The sequence below is a fragment of the Sphingomonas xinjiangensis genome, from assembly GCF_014199255.1.
GTDB classification, from domain to species: domain Bacteria; phylum Pseudomonadota; class Alphaproteobacteria; order Sphingomonadales; family Sphingomonadaceae; genus Sphingomonas; species Sphingomonas xinjiangensis.
Map to the genome: position 1 here is coordinate 376,839 of NZ_JACIJF010000004.1, position 12,859 is coordinate 389,697.

Annotated in this window: 12 protein-coding genes; 10 read left to right on the forward strand and 2 right to left on the reverse strand. The window is 65.4% G+C overall.

The features are described from left to right. Positions 1 to 14: 14 nt before the first annotated feature. A complete protein-coding gene (flgK, locus tag FHT02_RS09900) occupies positions 15 to 2,132 on the reverse strand; it encodes a flagellar hook-associated protein FlgK (RefSeq protein ID WP_184086957.1) in 2,118 nt (705 codons plus the stop codon). A gap of 25 nt (positions 2,133 to 2,157) precedes the next feature. After that, on the reverse strand, positions 2,158 to 3,453 hold the full coding sequence (gene flgE / locus FHT02_RS09905) for a flagellar hook protein FlgE (protein ID WP_184086959.1): 1,296 nt from the start codon (positions 3,451 to 3,453) through the stop codon (positions 2,158 to 2,160). A gap of 218 nt (positions 3,454 to 3,671) precedes the next feature. Here flgE and FHT02_RS09910 point away from each other — a divergent pair, with 218 nt between their 5' ends. The 10 genes from FHT02_RS09910 to FHT02_RS09955 all read left to right on the forward strand — a co-directional run bounded on the left by FHT02_RS09910 (position 3,672) and on the right by FHT02_RS09955 (position 12,374). Further along, entirely contained in the window at positions 3,672 to 4,067 is a 396-nt protein-coding gene (locus tag FHT02_RS09910) for a flagellar biosynthesis repressor FlbT (RefSeq protein WP_184086961.1), read from the forward strand. Between the two features lie 12 nt (positions 4,068 to 4,079). Beyond that, a complete protein-coding gene (fliI, locus tag FHT02_RS09915; protein WP_184086963.1) occupies positions 4,080 to 5,402 on the forward strand; it encodes a flagellar protein export ATPase FliI in 1,323 nt (440 codons plus the stop codon). Beyond that, complete coding sequence (locus FHT02_RS09920; protein WP_184086965.1) at positions 5,399 to 5,821, forward strand: hypothetical protein; 423 nt, start codon at positions 5,399 to 5,401, stop codon at positions 5,819 to 5,821. The genes fliI and FHT02_RS09920 overlap by 4 nt, the downstream gene beginning before the upstream one ends. Beyond that, positions 5,818 to 6,885 (forward strand): peptidoglycan-binding protein, encoded by a 1,068-nt coding sequence (locus FHT02_RS09925; protein ID WP_184086968.1) that lies wholly within the window; start codon positions 5,818 to 5,820, stop codon positions 6,883 to 6,885. Before FHT02_RS09920 ends, FHT02_RS09925 begins: the two co-directional genes overlap by 4 nt. A 223-nt stretch (positions 6,886 to 7,108) precedes the next feature. After that, entirely contained in the window at positions 7,109 to 8,149 is a 1,041-nt protein-coding gene (locus FHT02_RS09930; RefSeq protein WP_184086970.1) for a sigma factor-like helix-turn-helix DNA-binding protein, read from the forward strand. Positions 8,150 to 8,223: 74 nt separating this feature from the next. Next, positions 8,224 to 8,736, forward strand: a complete 513-nt coding sequence (locus FHT02_RS09935; RefSeq protein WP_246352290.1) for a hypothetical protein — start codon at positions 8,224 to 8,226, stop codon at positions 8,734 to 8,736. A gap of 46 nt (positions 8,737 to 8,782) precedes the next feature. After that, on the forward strand, positions 8,783 to 9,439 hold the full coding sequence (locus FHT02_RS09940; RefSeq protein ID WP_184086972.1) for a dTMP kinase: 657 nt from the start codon (positions 8,783 to 8,785) through the stop codon (positions 9,437 to 9,439). Between the two features lie 93 nt (positions 9,440 to 9,532). Next, positions 9,533 to 10,666 (forward strand): fumarylacetoacetate hydrolase family protein, encoded by a 1,134-nt coding sequence (locus FHT02_RS09945; RefSeq protein ID WP_343056904.1) that lies wholly within the window; start codon positions 9,533 to 9,535, stop codon positions 10,664 to 10,666. 20 nt (positions 10,667 to 10,686) lie between these two features. After that, positions 10,687 to 11,484, forward strand: a complete 798-nt coding sequence (gene xylB / locus FHT02_RS09950; protein ID WP_184086974.1) for a D-xylose 1-dehydrogenase — start codon at positions 10,687 to 10,689, stop codon at positions 11,482 to 11,484. Then, positions 11,484 to 12,374, forward strand: coding sequence for an SMP-30/gluconolactonase/LRE family protein (locus tag FHT02_RS09955; RefSeq protein ID WP_184086976.1), 891 nt, complete (start codon positions 11,484 to 11,486; stop codon positions 12,372 to 12,374). The genes xylB and FHT02_RS09955 overlap by 1 nt, the downstream gene beginning before the upstream one ends. The last annotated feature ends 485 nt before the right edge of the window (positions 12,375 to 12,859 follow it).

A 12,859-nucleotide genomic window follows, 5' to 3' on the forward strand; every position in this document is an offset into this window, starting at 1 on the left:
GATATCTATCCTTGTCAGACCATGTTCAACAGGGTGTCGTACATCTCGCTGGCCGTCGAAATGACACGTGCGGCGGCGGAATAGCTGTTCTGCAACACCACCATCTGAGCGAGTTCCTCGTCGATGTTAACGCCAGCGAAGCTGTCCCGCCGGTTCACTGCATCGTCCATGCGCGCGGCAGAGTCGGTCAGCCTGGAGTCCGCCTGGCTTGCCTCCAAGCCGACGCGGCCCAGAAACAGGCTGGAGAAACGCTCCAGCGTGGCGGTACCACCCTTGCCGAAATCCACCGCTGCATCGAGCTGGTTGACGAAGGCGGTGGCGTTCCGGAGGTCGCCTGCCCCCAACGCCTTGGTGCCGACGGCAGCGTTGGTCTGCAGTTGAGCAAGCGGCAATCGGCCCGGGCTAGACAGGATGTCCGCGCGAACTTGGCTGTCGCTAAGCCCGGAGCTCGCGCCAGTCACGCTCATCAGCGAGGAAAACGTTCGGCCCGTGTCGAAGCGGTTGGTGGAGTCCGCGGGAACGGACAGGTTGGCACCTGCCGACCCGGTGCCCGGCTGGAATTGCAACCGGCCCTTGTCGTCCAGTGCGAAGTCACCGAAGTCGCCAAGCGGGCTGGCGTTCAGATCATCGACCAGATCGCCGAACGTTCCGCCCGCAGCGGGCTCCAGCGTGTGATTGGCGAGCACGCGGCCCATGGCGTCACGCAGTACCATCTGCGTCGTCTCACCCGCGGCAAAGCCATGCTTGTCGCCGAGCGCGAAGCCTGAGGGCACCAGCGAGCTGCTGTCGCTGCGGATCATGTCGTTCAAGCCGAAGAACTGCGACACGCCGACGTCGCCGCGGGCGCTGGGCGAGGTGGCGTCCTGCCCGATGGCCACGCCATTGCCGCTGCCGTTCGCAGTGATCTTCAGCTTGCCGTCGACAAAGCTGGCGGTCGCAGCGCCGCCCACTCCGGTTGCGCTGCCGCCCAGGCCAATGTTGATGGCCGAAACCATGTCATCGATGGTGGCGTTGGGTCCAAGGGCGTCGAAGTCGATGCGCTTCGAGGCGACCAGCGTACCGTCCGACTTTGTCACAGCGAAGGTCGCGGCCCCGGTGAAGCCGAGGCGGTCGCCGCCGACCAGGCCGGTCTGCCGGCCATCCAGGCTTGCGGGCGGCGGCACGGTCGATCCGGCATTCGCCACCTTGTTCAACGACTGCGCCAAGCCGCCGAAGAGCGTCCCCAGCTGGTCGGTGAAAGCCGGCAGGGCGCGGTCGCGCAAATCGATCAACCCGCCCAGTTTGCCGCCAATCGCGGCGCCGTCGATCTTGTCGCCGCTCGCCACGCCAGGGCTGCCGTCCGCGTTCGCAAATCGAATTTCGATGCTGGGGTAGGTAGGTTGCGACGTGCCGCCGCCGGCGGTTGGATAAGAAAGCTGACGCAGCTTCTTGTCGAGCAGCGGCTGGCCAGTGGTGGTTTCGATCGAAACGCGGCCGTCGGGCTGTTCACGGACGGTCACCGCCATCAGGCCGCTCAGTTCCTGGATCGCGTTCATCCGCTGGTCCGCAGCACCGCCGGCATCCTTGCCGAGCCCGGTTGCCGAGGCAACGGTGCCGTTCAGATCGTGGATGCGCGACAGCAGCGAATTGATCTTATCGACCGAATAGCCGACTTCTGCCTCCACGTCGCCGCGCAAGCCCGCGACGTCCTCCTGCATCTGCTGCATGGACGTGATCGCGTCCTGCACATCCGCGTTGAAGACGGCGGTCGTCTGCTCGGATGCCTGAGAACCCGTCATTGCAATCGCGGACTTCGAGATCGAGTCGAGGCGCGCGGGCAGACCCGTGGAAGAACCGGGCTGGCCAAGCAGCGCCTGAAGCCGGTCGAGATAAGTTGAGCTCGCCTCCGCGCGGCCGTAATCACCCGCCCGGCGGTAAACCGTAGCTTCCAGGAACTTGTCAGCGACGCGGGTGGGTTGCCCCACCACGACGCCGTTGACCTGCCCGGACGTCACCCCGGCGGACAGGTCGACGCGCTGGCGCGCGTAACCCGTCACGCCGACATTGGCGATGTTGTTCGAAACAGCGCGCAACCCGGCCTGTGCCGCAGCAAGGCCTGAAGTTGCGGAGCTGAGTATGTCGTTGAGCGCCATCGCCAATCCGTCTCGCTCTAAAAGATTAACGCTTCAGGTCGCTCACTTCGCGGAGCATGTCGTCCACGGTGGTGATGATCTTGGACGACGCGCTGTAGGCGCGCTGGAAGCGGATCATGTTGGTGAACTCGCTGGCGAGGTCGACCGTCGATGCTTCCAGCGAGCTGGAGGCGATATCGCCCGCGCCCAACGAACCCGGCTCGTTCAGCGTGACGCCGCCCGAAGCCTTGCTGACCGTGTAGGCGTTGCCCGACAGGCGGGTAAGGCCGTCCGGGTTTTGGAAGGTCGCGATCGGCAGCTGGAACACCTCGCGGGTGCTGCCATCGTCGAAGATCGCGTTGACGCGGCCCGACTTGCTGACGTCCACGCTCACCAGGTTGCCCAACAGGCCGCCATTGACGTTGGACGACACGACCGACGAGACGCCACCGAACTGCGTGATGCCGTCGATGCCGCCAGGCGTGGGAGTCGCCGCCGTCGGATCACCCGGCGTGCCGAACTGGAGGCTGATGTATTCGGCGTCGGCGTTTGCATTCACCCAATTCGGCTTGATCTGAACCCCGCCGGTTGCGGCGTCTTGGTCGAGCCCCGTGATCGACTTCAAGCTGCCGTCGCCGTTGAACACCATAGTGCCGGTCGCGATCTGGGTCGGCGTAGCATCCGGCGAGCTGATCGTGACCGTCCAGTTATTAGGGGCGGTCTTGGTGAAGGTAGTGGTGAGCGTGTGTGCTCCGCCCTGCGAGTCATACACTTCGAAGGGGCGCGTGAATGTGCCCTCGGGCGTTCCGACGACTGCGTCCGTCTGAAGGTTTGCGCGCATCTGCAGGCGGGTGGTCGGCGAAGCGGTACCCACCAGATCGCTCACGCGAACCGGCTCCAGCTGGTCCAGGCTGCCGGTGTTCTGGTACGAACCCGAATTGTCGATGCGCCAGCCCTGAAGATACAGGCCCGACGAGTTGCGCAGAAAACCTTCTTCGTCCTGCTTGAACGATCCAGCGCGCGTGAACGACACCGAGCTGTCATCGCCGGTGCCGGTGCGGGTCACGAAGAAGCCGCCGCCGTCGATGGCGAGGTCGGTCGAGCTGCCCGAGGCCTGCAGCAGGCCCTGCTTGGAAACCAGTGCGGTGGGCGCAGCGGCCACGCCGCCTGCGGAATAATTGGCCTTTGCCCGGCCATCGGTCACCAGCGTGCGGAACTGGGCTTCGACGCCCTTATATCCGACGGTGTTGATGTTGGTGATGTTGTCGGCGACGGTTGCCATCGCGGCCGACTGTGCACTCAGACCGGACACACCGGCATAAAGAGCGGAATATAGGCTCAAGTTTTTGCACTCCTGACGATCGCCCGCCGTTCCCGCGAGCCATGGTCAGCATAATAGGACGCAGAACGGGTCGACCCAACGAAGCGCGAAATTTGGCTGAATAATAGGCCACCGCTTCCGGATGATTGCGGGGAGTAGGCAAATTTTGCCGCCCGATCGCATCACCGTGCGCACATGCTCCTATAATACTCGCAACACCCAGGAAAAGGTTTGTTCCCATGCTCCGCATCACGCTTCGCGATGGAGAAAAAGCGATCATCAACGGCGCGGTCATCCGCGCGGTCGGCCGCACGCAGTTCGCGGTCGAGAACCAGGTTTCGATCCTGCGCGGACGCGAAGTGATGCGTCCCGAGGAAGCGACCACCCCGGCGCGCCAGCTTTATTTCGCCGCCATGCTCGCTTATATCGATCCGGACAATCGCCAGTCGCATCAGGACACGGTGGTCACGCTGCTCGGTCTGCTGGTCTCCCGCTTTGCTTCCGACGCGGCACGCTCGGCATGCATCGCCTTCGCGCAGGACATCGCGCAGGGCGAATATTACAAGGCACTGTCTGCCGCGCGCGATCTGATCGCGTTCGAAAGCGAAGCCGACGAAGCCGCCCAGGCCGCCTGAGGCTAGACGCTCGTGCAGACGCTCGCCAGCGCAGCCCGCGCCATTCGTGACATGGTGCCCGACCGTCGGTTCGGGCGCGTTGTCGCGGTACGCGGTGCCTTGATCGAAGTCGAAGGCCTCACCGGCGTCGCCCAGATCGGCAGCCGGGTCGAGATCTTCGGCGCGAACGGCAAGGTCGAGGCCGAAGTGACGGCGCTCGACCGCGAAGTGGCGCTCTGCCTTCCCTTTACCGATCCCCAGGGCGTGGGCCTTGGCGCGCGCGCGGATCTCGCCGCCGGCCAGTTCAGCGTCCGCCCCTCCTCCGCCTGGCTCGGCCGCATGATCGATGGCCTTGGCCGCCCGGTTGACGGCTTGGGCCCGCTGCCCAACGGCGCCGATCCCCAGCCGATCAAGGCCTCGCCCCCCGCCGCCTCCAGCCGCGGCCGCGTCGGCCAGCGCATCGAAACTGGCGTGCGCACGCTCGACCTGTTCGTGCCGCTTTGCCTGGGGCAGCGTCTCGGCCTGTTCGCAGGTTCGGGCGTAGGCAAGTCGGTGCTGCTCTCCATGCTCGCCCGCTGGACCAATTGCGACGTGGCGGTGATCGGCCTGATCGGCGAACGCGGCCGCGAAGTGCAGGAATTCATCGAGGACGATCTGGGTCCAGAGGGCATGGCCCGCTCGGTCGTCGTCGTCGCCACCTCTGACGAGCCTGCGCTGATGCGCCGCCAAGCGGCGTGGACGACCATGGCGGTCGCCGAGCATTTCCGCGACCAGGGCCTGAATGTCCTCTGCCTGATGGACTCGGTCACGCGCTTTGCCATGGCCCAGCGTGAGATCGGCCTGGCATCAGGCGAGCCCCCGGCGACCAAGGGCTATACCCCCACGGTCTTCGCCGAATTGCCCCGCCTGCTGGAACGTGCCGGACCCGGCGGTCCCGGATCGGGCATGATCACCGGCCTGTTCACCGTGCTGGTCGATGGCGACGATCACAACGAACCGGTCGCCGACGCGGTTCGCGGAATCCTCGACGGACACGTCGTGATGCGCCGTGCCATTGCCGAACGTGGCCGCTACCCGGCTATCGACGTGCTCAAGTCGGTGTCGCGCACCCTGCCGCACTGCATGAACGACGATCAGAACGCGACGCGCCTCGCCGCGCGAAAGCTGATGTCGACCTTTTCCGACATGGAGGAAATGGTCCGGCTCGGCGCCTACAAGGCCGGGTCATCCGAAGAAGTCGATCGCGCCGTCGCCCTCGCGCCGCAGATCGAGCAACTCATCAACCAGGGTAAGCACGACCCGGGCAATGCTGATGCAGCCTTTGCCGCGCTTGCCGAAATCGTGGCCGCCCAATGACGCCTTTTGATACCGCCCTTCGCGTACATCGCCGGGAAGTCGACGCCCTGAAGGCATCGATCAGCACCGAGGTCGACCGCATCGCCACGCTCGACACGCAGACCCGCGCGCATGAAGCGACGCTGCGCGAAGAACGCGCACTCGCTTACGCCATGCCCTTTGCAAGTGACGCCTACACCGCGCGCATGAAGGCTGAGCGTATTCGCCTGAACGATGCCGCGAACCACGCACAGATCCGCCTTGGCGCGCTGCGTGACCAAACGGTCGAAGTTTATGGCACGATGCGCGCGATCGAAGGTGCCGCCGAACGGTATCAGGACGATGCCGATCGCACCGCCGCGGTCGCCGAACAGGGCGCGATCGACGATATCGCCGCCGCGAAGTTCCTCGCCGCGCGTCGGAAGGTCCGCGGTCGATGATCGCCCGCACCGAACTCGCGAATCTCACGCCCGCCCAGCGCGCCAACGTCATCTTCACCGAAGCGCAGTCGGCGCTCTCGAACCGGCTATGGCGCGCCGCACTGGGCGATGGCGACAGCAAGGGTGACCGCGACGGCGCATCGCTGACCGGCAACCGTATGAACATGGATTCGCTGCTTGGTCTGCTGGGCGGTGACGCCGGCGCGCTGAGCGGGCCGATGGCCGGTGGCGCGGCGCCGCATTGCGCATGCCAGTGCGCCTGTTCCTGCCACACACAGGCCGCTCAGCCCCAAGAGGCTTCCTTCAAGAGTGCCGGTGGCTTTGGCGGCGGATCCAGGCGTGACGACGCGCATCAGCGCAGCCTTGCCGAACCAGCGGCCATACTCTCCGCGCCGGTGGCCGGGGTCGCAAGCGGTGGCCTGCAACTTGGCACCAACGCCCGCTATGCTGGCGTCTTCGCGCTTGCAGAATCGCGCACCGGCATCCCCGCCTCCGCCTTGGCAGCGATTGTCGATGCCGAAGCAGCCAAGGGTTCGGACGGCGCCTGGAACACGCATTCGCGCAATCCGCGCTCCAGCGCCGCCGGGCTCGGCCAGTTCCTCAGCGGCACGTGGCAGGACCTTGCCCAAACGCCGGGTACTTGGCTCAACAGCCACGCCGCTGAACGCGGCTGGCTCGACGGCCGGGGCCGAGTCCAGGTGGCGGCACGCGCCGAACTCCTCGCGCTTCGGTATGATGCGCAGGCATCGATCCTCGGCGTCGCTGATCTCGCCAAGAGCAACCTCAATCGGCTCGAGCAGGCCGGCGTTCGCGTCCAGAACGATGCCGAAACCCTCGCCAAGGCCGCCTATCTGGGCCACCATCTGGGTCTCGGCGACGCCAAGAAGTTTCTGGCGGGCGGGATCGAAGGTGGCCGCGCACGCATGCTGCTGGGCGCGCAGATCGGCAGTTCGGCAGCCGAACAGCGAATCGCCAGCACTGGCGATGCGACACAGGCACACCGCCAATGGCTGCTAGGCTTCATCGAGCGGAAAATTCGGCCCGAACAATTCGCCGCCGCCTGATTTTTCTTCCTATAATGAAACTTGTAAACGCCCTGCGGCCTTGAAAAATCAAGGTAGACTCGGCGTTAATCATCTGTTTGACGGATCTTTTTTCGCCACCGGGAATTGCCCTTACGGGTTTCCACCTAAGCGCGGGTTTATCAGTCCTTTAACTAGTTAACGGCATTTGTCCCCTTGTGAACAGAGCGCGGACGCGTTCGGCACAAACAGGGAAGCCAGCCAGATGTCGAAGACCACGATCGCGCTCGAAGCCGCCGTTGCCGTTGTTATCGAGAACACGCCCAAGGACGTGCCGCAGACCAACCGTCAGCGCGTCTATGTCGACCGTGCCTTCGCTCAGATCCTCAAGCTGATCGCCCCGCGCATCCGCCACTTCGTCCGCCAATATGGCCTGGTCGCGCACTTCGACGATGCCGAGCAGTGCTGCGCCATCGCCGTGCACCGCGCCATCGAAGCATATGACCCCGCCAAGGCGCAGTTCACCACCTTCGTGAACTGGCAGATCCGCGGCGAGCTGCAGAGCCTGCGCTTCCGCCTGATGACCGATCAGCGCCCCTCGGCCAAGAAGGTCGAAGCCACCACGGTGTCGCTCTCCGCGCTCGCCACCGGTCCCGATGGCGAGGAAATCTCGCCTGAAGCGATGATCGTCGACGAGGACGCACTGGAGCGCACGGAATCGGCAGCCTCCGATTATCTCGCCGATGGCGCCATTTCCTCGCTGATCGACGCTTATGTCGATCACCTGCGCAAGGTCGGCATTGAGGCGCTTGCCCGCCGCCCCCGTCCGAAGCGTCAGGAAGCAGCGCTGCGCCGCGAAGGCCCGCGCCTCAAGACCGCCACACACGGCATCGATCCCGCCGAGCTGGAGAAGCTCGAAGCCAAGCTCGAGCGCGACCGTGAAATCGTCGCCCGGCGCGTGTTCCAGACCTCGACTCTCGATGATCTGTCGCTGGAGACGGGCGTGACCAAGGAGCGCGTCCGCCAGATCACCAAGCGCGCCGCCAAGACCATCGCCGAGATCGCCGCCGCCGACCCGCGCTTCGCCGTCATGGCCGAACACGACTGTCCCGCGCCCAAGCGTCGCATTACCGCGGCTGCTGCCGCAACGCTGCTGCCGAACGCGAGCCTGCCGCACAACCGCCTCGCCACCGTCCGCGCAGTGGACGCGAGCGAGCTGAGTGCCGCGGTAGCCGGTGCGGCGACGAGCGTTGACGGTGTCGAACTGGCATTCGCCATTTCCGCGTCCAGCGCGGTGGTGCACTGAGACTGATTAATTGATCGATTGCACGGATCGGCCCGTTCCCGATCTATAATGTGCTCAGGCCTTGGGGAGCCCTGATGCACAACGAAACTGACATGGCCATTGTGACACATGGGTGGACGCCGATGCCCCGCCCGAACCGGCATCTCACTGCGATGGCCAAAGCTGTAGCCCGCCTTGCCCGCCCGCTGCTTCCCGACGAATCCGGACTGCTCATGGGGCTTGAATTGAATGCGTCCGACAGCTTGCGCCTTATCTGGTGGAAACGGGATGATCTCTCCGTGGTAGCGCAGATTAATGCGCAGCCCGAGGGATTCTGCCCCGCGGACACCGAAGAAGGTGCGCTTCAGGAAGCGGCATTCGACCTTCTCGAATATCTCGGCGGCCGCTGGCCGAACCCGCCCGAAACGTTGGGCGTGATCACCGACGGCACCGGTGTCGCCTTCAGCTCCGACCATCCCCAACCCTCCGCATCCGGATGGCTGATGCGCCATGTCGGTGGCGCCGCCCCGCTGCTGGCCATCGTGCCGCTCGATTCGCAGGGCTCGTGCGCGCTGCTGGCCTGTCCGGCGACTGGCGGCTTTCACTAAGCACAGCCCCTTCCGCGGCCCTGCGCGGACGCGTAAGGCCAGACCCATGGGCAAGTTGATCGTAATCGAGGGCGCGGACGGCGTCGGCAAGAACACCGCCGCGTTGGGCCTGTGCGATGCGCTGAACGCTTCCGGACGATCCGCGGTGGTGATCGGCTTTCCCCGCTACGGCGAAACGGTTGCCGGCGTGACCATCGGCCGCTTCCTGGCCGGCGAAATGCCGGTCCCCGTCACCGCCGAAGCTGCCGCGGTGCTTTATGCGCTCGACCGGCGGGAATGGCTGCCGCGGATCATCGAAGCGCGCGACACGCATGATGTGGTGATCTTCGACCGCTACATCGCCTCCAACATGGCCTATCAGGGCGCACGCGTGGAAGCGGCGGCTTCCCGCCCGTTGATGGACTGGATCGCCCGGCTTGAGGTCGAACAATTCGCCCTGCCGAGGCCCGACCTCTCCCTCTATCTGGACACGCCATGGGAGCTCGCGCGGGAGTTGATCCTCCAAAAGGCGCAGCGCAGCTACACCGATCGCAGCTTCGACGAATATGAAGCCGACATCGCGCTTCAGCAGCGCGTGCGCGCGAATTACGAGGCGATCGTCGCCGCCGGATTGCTCGGACCGTGGCGCGTGGTCCAGACGAGCACGGACGGCGCCATGCGTCCGCGGGAAGCCATCGTTCGCGAAATCATCGCTCATATTTGAAAGCGCGCGTACCGGACCGCGCCGGTGCAACTTGACAGCGCAAGGCCGGCGGCAGCATGGTACCGCTATCAAGAACACGGAACATAGGTGAGGATCTTGGAAGCATCGACCGCCGCTGCACTGCTGCCTGACGATCACGCCCAGGCGTTGCTTGTCGGCCGAGTCCTCCTCGACGCCGGCCCTACCCCCGTGCTGGTGCGCGACGGCAAGCTTCATGATGTCTCCGCCACCGCCCCCACCGTCGCCGACCTGCTCGAGCGCGACGATATCGCGTTGATCGACGGGCCGGTGATCGGCGCGGCCGAAGCACTCGGCACCCCCGGCGGCCTTCAGCTGCTCGCCCCCATCGACTTGCAGGTGGTGAAGGCCTGCGGCGTCACCTTCGCGCTGTCTGCCATCGAGCGCGTCATCGAGGAACGCGCCCGCGGCGACGCCGACAAGGCCGCCGAGATTCGCGGCGACCTGGAAGCCAGGGTCGGTTCGGGCATCCGCTCGGTCGTTCCCGGCAGTGACGAGGCCGCCAGCCTCAAGGCCGCGCTGATCGACGCCGGCATGTGGTCGCAATATCTTGAAGTCGCGATCGGCCCCGACGCGGAAGTCTTCACCAAGGCGCCCGTTCTCTCCGCCATCGGCTGGGGCGGCGACATCGGCATCCGCTCCGACAGCCACTGGAACAACCCCGAACCCGAAGTGGTCCTGATCGTCGACCGCACCGGCACGCCCAAGGGCGCGGCGCTTGGCAACGACGTGAATTTGCGCGATTTCGAAGGCCGCAGCGCGCTGCTGCTCGGCAAGGCCAAGGACAACAACGCGTCGACCAGCATTGGCCCGTTCATCCGCCTGTTCGACGACCGTTTCACCATGGACGATGTCCGCGCGGCGGTGGTCGACCTCCACATCACCGGTCCAGAGGGCTACACCCTCACCGGCACCAACAAGATGAGCGAGATCAGCCGCGATCCCACCGAACTGGTCCGCCAGGCGCTCAGCGAGCATCAATACCCCGACGGCTTCGCGCTGTTCCTCGGCACTCTCTTTGCCCCGGTGCAGGACCGCGATCATCCCGGCCGCGGCTTCACGCACAAGGACGGCGACATCGTCCGCATCTCCACGCCAAAGCTCGGCACGCTGGTCAACCGCGTGACCACGTCCAAGGCCGCCGCTCCCTGGGACTTCGGCATCCGCGACCTGATGCGCAATCTCGCGCAGCGCGGCCTCCTCGCTTGAACACAAGGCACTTCACCGACATGTCCCCAGCCGATCTCCAAGCCGCGCCGCTCCCGCGCGCGCTGCGCGCCGTCTATCCTAGCCTCAAGGGCAAGCGCGTGCTCATCACCGGTGGCGGCTCCGGGATCGGTGCGGGCCTGGTCGAGGGTTTCGCGGCGCAGGGCGCCCGCGTCACCTTCTTCGACATCGCCGAACAGGACTCGCACACTCTTGTCCAGAGCCTATCCGGCGCCGAGCACGCCCCGGCCTTCGAGCGTGTCGACCTTACCGATATTCCCGCGCTTCAGGGCACGATCCAGCGCCTGATCGACGCCGATGGCGCGTTCGACATCCTCATCAACAATGCCGGCAACGACGATCGCCACACGATCGAGCAAGTCACGCCCGATTATTGGGACAACCGCTTCGCCGTCAATCTGCGCCACTTGTTCTTCGCGGCCCAGTCGGTCGCGCCGGGCATGAAGGCCAAGGGCGGCGGCGTCATCGTCAACCTGGGCTCGATCTCCTGGCACCTCGCCATCGCGGAGCTGCCGCTCTACCAGACCTGCAAGGCAGCGATCGAAGGCCTGACCCGCAGCCTGGCGCGCGATCTCGGCCCCGACAACATCCGTTCGGTCTGCATCGTCCCCGGGAACGTCAAGACGCCGCGCCAAGAGAAATGGTACACGCCCGAGGGCGAGGCGGAAATCGTCGCCGCCCAGTGCCTCAAGGGGCGCCTGATCCCCGATGACATTGCCGCCATGGCCATGTTCCTTGCGTCCGACGATGCCCGGCTGGTAACCAACCACGAATATTTCGTGGATGCAGGGTGGCGTTGATGAACAAGGTGGTGACTTCCGAGCCGGTCAGCGTCTGGGACCTCCACGCCCCGCTTGGCGAAGGCCCGGTCTGGGTGGAACGTGACCAGGCGCTATGGTTCGTCGATATCAAGAGCCACAAGATCCACCGCTACGATCCCGCGAATGGCGACAGGAAGAGCTGGGACGCCCCCGCGCAGGTCAGCTTCGTGCTGCCGATCGAAAGCGGCGGCTTCGCCGTCGGCCTCAAGACTGGCGTCGCCCGCTTCGATGAGCGCGACGGCAGCTTCACCCCCATTGCCACGCCCGAGCCCGACAAGCCGAACAACCGGCTGAACGACGCGACCGTCGATCCGCATGGCCGTCTCTGGTTCGGCAGCATGGACGATGGCGAGGAAGCGATCACCGGCGCGGTCTATCGCTTGGGCGACGCCGGTGACTGCGTCGCAACCACCCCGCTGGTGGCGATCACCAACGGACCGGCCGTGTCGCCCGATGGCAAGACGCTCTACCATGTCGATACGCTCGGCAGCATCATCCACGCCTGCGACATCAACGCGGCCGGCATGCTGACCAACCCACGCGAGTTCGTCCGCATCCCCTATGGCCAGGGTTTCCCCGACGGCTGCGTCGTCGACAGCGAAGGCTGTGTCTGGGTTGGGCTCTACAATGGCTGGGCGGTGCACCGCTATTCGCCGGCCGGAGAGCTGCTGGAGGACGTGAAGTTCCCGGTCAGCGCGATCACCAAGATCGCCTTTGGCGGCGCGGACCTGAAGACCGTCTTCGCCACCACCGCCAACAAGCATGTCACGCCCGATGGCAAGGACCAGGAGCCGCAGGCCGGCGACCTGTTCCAGTTCCAGGTCAGCGTCCCCGGCCAGCCCGGCCACCTCATCCGCATCGGCGTCTGAGCCAGACCTGAAGTATGCCTGCACTTGGCCTCCTCTCGATGGGCGGCTGGTGCGGGTACGCGCCGCGGCGCGTTTACCAGGGCATTGGTGCGCCGGCGCGGCGACACGGTACCGCTTCAGCTCTGCCGCCGAATCAGCGCGCGGCGTTGCTGTCGTCCGGAGTGATCGGCGCCCTATGGGACTACTGCCAAAGGGCTTGGTGTGTTCGTACAGGTCCGGGTACACAGGGCCATAGGCCCAAGCCCGCGGCCCTTCGGCGGTTCGCCGTTGACGGCGAGATTTCAGCCATGGGCAAAATATACCAGCTTCTGAAGCTGCATCTGCGTCAGAAGCGTACCACCGGGCCTTCGCAAGAACTCGTTGGCGATGGCGAGGGAGCGATCCATAGCCTGTATCTCGGCGGAACATCACGAGAACCGAACCGAATAGAATAGGCCGGTGCCAGCCCTTAGAGGGAGCCGCCAAGCGCCCACGCCTCCTCCATC